3 protein-coding genes are annotated in these 3,626 nt (G+C 66.1%); all 3 read right to left on the bottom strand.

The annotated features are described in order from the left end of the window. Positions 1 to 409: ABC transporter permease (locus tag AX750_RS00030; RefSeq protein ID WP_245282260.1), on the bottom strand; the 409-nt coding region annotated here is incomplete at its 3' end. A 6-nt stretch (positions 410 to 415) separates the two neighbouring features. Continuing rightward, positions 416 to 2,389, bottom strand: a complete 1,974-nt coding sequence (locus tag AX750_RS00025) for an ABC transporter substrate-binding protein (RefSeq protein ID WP_082737656.1) — start codon at positions 2,387 to 2,389, stop codon at positions 416 to 418. Next, the coding region (locus tag AX750_RS00020; protein WP_066718707.1) for an ABC transporter ATP-binding protein at positions 2,389 to 3,626 on the bottom strand (1,238 nt) is incomplete at its 5' end. The genes AX750_RS00020 and AX750_RS00025, both read right to left, overlap by 1 nt.

The raw sequence follows: 3,626 nt of genomic DNA, 5'->3' as shown, positions 1-3,626 counted from the left end.
CGTAATCGCCCCAGCTGTACTGATGCGTCGCTGAGTAGATGCCGATCGGGAAGGCAACGATCCAGGTGAAGATGATCGTGACGAAGGAGACGATCATCGTCAGCAAGAGCCGGTCGCCGACGATCTCGCGGACCGGGCGCTGGTACTCGAAGGAGTAGCCCATATCCCCCTGGAGCAGGCCCACCACCCACCAGACGTAGCGTTCGACGATCGGCTTGTCGAAGCCATACTCCTTCTTGAGGAACTCGATGCGCGAGAGGTCGGCCTTCTCTCCTTGCGCCTGCATCTCGGCCGCCAGCGTTTCGAAATAATCTCCTTCCGGCAGGTTGATGACGGTGAAGATCAGCGCGCTCGTGACGAGCAGCGTCGGGATCATCACCAGGATGCGCTTGAGGATGTATTTGAGCAGCACGGTTCAGCCCCTGCCCTTGTCGAGGCCGACCGTCTTGCGGGTGTCGAACCAGAAGGTGTCGGGCATATAGCGGCCGAAAAAGGCGCCGGGCTCGAAGCTGTAGAGCCCCTTCTGCGGGACGTTCTTCAGGTCCCTCGAGACGACGACGGGCTGCAGCGTGCCGTTAACGACACCGATGGCGAAGAGCTGCTCGGCGTTGATCTGCAGCATGCGCTGCCAGATCTGCCGGCGCTCGCCCTGGGTGGCGCTGTTGCGCCACGCGGCATAGAGAGCGATGAGTTCCTGCGCCTCGGCGAGGTCCGGTGCCTCGCCTTCGCGACCGGCGGTCTCGTGATACTGGCCCCAGCGCGGCCAGTTGAACTGGGCGGAGCTGGTGGGGGCCAGTGCGTCGGGCTCCATATCGGCGGCGACGAGACCGTTGTCCATGCCGGCCCAGGCCGACATGATGGTCTGGCCGGCGATGATGCGCCGGCGGAAAACGTCACGCTGGGTCGAGCGGGGATAGATCTTGATGCCGACGGCGTAGAGATCCTGCTTGATCAGGTCGAGGATATCGGTTTCCTCGGTGCTCTCGCCGGCTGTCTCGATGGTGAATTCGAGCCGCCGCCCGTCCGGCAGCAGGCGAATGCCATCCCGCGCGCGCTTGCCGAGCCCGGCTTCGTCGAGCAGCCGGTCGGCGAGCGCGGGATCGTGCTGCGTCCAGAGCTTCGCCAAGCCTGCATCATAGAGCGGGCTCTGGGGCAGGGCCGTGTTGCCGCTCTCCCTTGCCAGGCCGAAAAAGATGACTTGGTTGATGTCCTTGCGGTTGATCGCGACCGACAGCGCCTTGCGGTAGCGCAGGTCCCGGTTCAGGTCGCGCCAGACCGGGTCGATCGCGTTCAGGTTTGGCATCAGGGCAAAATAGGAGCCTTCGGCCCGTGTCCAGAGGCGGACGTCGAAGTTCATGCGCTTCGAGGCGTCCTTGAGGAATGTGTAGTTGTCAAAGCGCAGATAGCGGGCCTGGAGATCGGCGTCGCCGGCCGCAGCCTTGGCCGGCACCAGGGAATGGGTGCCGACGGTCAGGGTGACCTCGTCGACATAGGGCAGTTGCCGGCCATTCTCATCGATGCGGTGAAAGAAGGGGTTTCGTTCGAAGGTGAACTGCTCGGCCGGCAGCGGCGTGGTGTTCCACCAGGGGTCGAGCGTGGGCAAATCGGGATTCTCGGGGCGATACATCCGCGAGAGCCGCTCATGCAGGGCGCCCCAATCCCGCACGCGCGCCTGCCGGACGCGCGATTGCAGCGTCACGGGATCGGCGAAGTCGATATGGAACTGCTTCAGATAGCCCGACGGCATACAGATGTAAGTCGGCTGGGCGCCGGCGAGCGCGGGCAGGAAGATCGGATTGGGCTTCGACCAGGAGTAACGAACCTCCGTCTCGCTCAGCACCTCGAAGACGGGGGGCTCGCCGCCGACCAGAAGCGCCTGCGGCGGCCCGCCTGGCGAGAGCCGCTTGTTGTTGGCGACATGGGTCCACCAGTAGCGAAAGTCCTCGGTGGTGAAGGGCGCTCCATTGGACCAGCGATGGCCGGGACGCAGCCGCAGGGTGAAAATCCGGCCGGCCTCGACCTCGAAGCTCTCGAGCACGTCGGGCGCGAGATCGAGGTTGTCGTCGTAGCCGACCAGCCGCGTGTAGCCGTAAAGCGTCATCATGCGGATATCGCGCTGGTCGCCCATCAGCATCCGCATCGTGCCGCCATGGCGGCCGGGAACCCGCTCGTCCCCGGTCAGCGCGACGATGCGGGGGGAAACCGGGACGCGCTGCGCCACCCGCGGAAGCTTGCCGGTTGCCACTCTCTGTTCGAGGAAAGGGCTGTCGATCAGCTCGGAGGGACGAGCGGGCGCCGCCTGTGATAGGCGGGGCAGGCCCGAAGCCATCGCGACGGCGGCCGTGCCGATCAGCAGCGTCTCGCGGCGCGTGGGACGAAGCGATCTCATCAGGCCACCTCCCTCAGTTCGGCGCCAGGGCGGGCGAGTACGAAATGGCCGCCTCCGAGTGGCAGATGGGTCAGCGCCTCGCCTTCGGGGTCCGGCCTGAAGACCCGGTCCCAATGGCTGGAATCGGAGGCGCCGCCCGGCGCGGCCAGCTTGAAGTCGAGCTTGCGGTCGAGATCGGCGAAGGGGACCGAGCGCAGCAGGGCCTTCGTGTAGGGATGGACCGGCCGGCTGAACAGCGCGTGGCGCGGCGCAATCTCGACGATGCGGCCATTGGCCATCACGGCGATGCGGTCGGCCATGTAGTTCACCACCGCGAGGTTGTGTGAGATGAACAGGAAGGTCAGGCCGCGCTCGGCCTGGAGGTCCTTCAGCAGGTTGAGGATCTGTGCCTGCACCGACACGTCCAGCGCCGAAACCGGCTCGTCGCAGATGATCAGGTCGGGGTCGAGCGCGAGCGCGCGGGCGATGCCGATGCGCTGGCGCTGCCCGCCGGAGAAGGAGTGCGGATAGCGGTTGAGGAAGCGGACATCGAGCCCGACATCCTCCATCAGAGTCCTCACCCGCTCGGCCTGTTCGCCGGCGCCGCCCTTGCCATGGATCACCAGCGGCTCGCGCAGAATGTTCGACACGGTCATGCGCGGCGAGAGTGAGGAGACCGGATCCTGGAAGATCATCTGCACCCGCGGGCGGAACGCACGCAGCGCCTCGCCATCCAGTGCCAGGATGTCGGTCTGCGTACGGCCGTCGTCGAAGACGATGCTGCCGGCATCGGGCGTGACGGCGCGCATGATGATCTTGCTGACTGTGGTCTTGCCGCAGCCGCTCTCACCGACGAGGCCGAGGCATTCGCCGCGCCGGATGTCGAAGCCGACATCGTCGACGGCCAGCACGGTCTGCTGGGTGCCCTTGCCGAAGAAGCTGCGAGAACCGGTGGTGTAGGCCTTCCGCAGCCCGCGCACACTCAGTAGCGGCGCCTGCTCGCCGGCATTCGGCAGGGGCATGGCGCGCGGCGCGGCGGGCGGGCGGGGGCGTGCCTCGCGCAGCGCCACGAGACGTTCGCCCTCTTGCATGTCGAAATGCGGCGAGGCCTTCAGCAGGGCCTTGAGATAGGGGTGGCGCGGCCGGCGGAAGATGTCTTCGACCGGGCCGCTCTCCATGATCTCGCCATGGTAGATCACGACCACCTCGTCGGCCATGTTGGCGACGACGCCGAGATCATGGGTGATGAGCAGGATCG

The sequence above is a fragment of the Methylobacterium sp. CCH7-A2 genome (assembly GCF_001557075.1).
In the GTDB taxonomy this organism is placed as follows: domain Bacteria; phylum Pseudomonadota; class Alphaproteobacteria; order Rhizobiales; family Beijerinckiaceae; genus Allobosea; species Allobosea massiliensis.
This window is presented reverse-complemented; position numbering and strand designations above follow the sequence as displayed.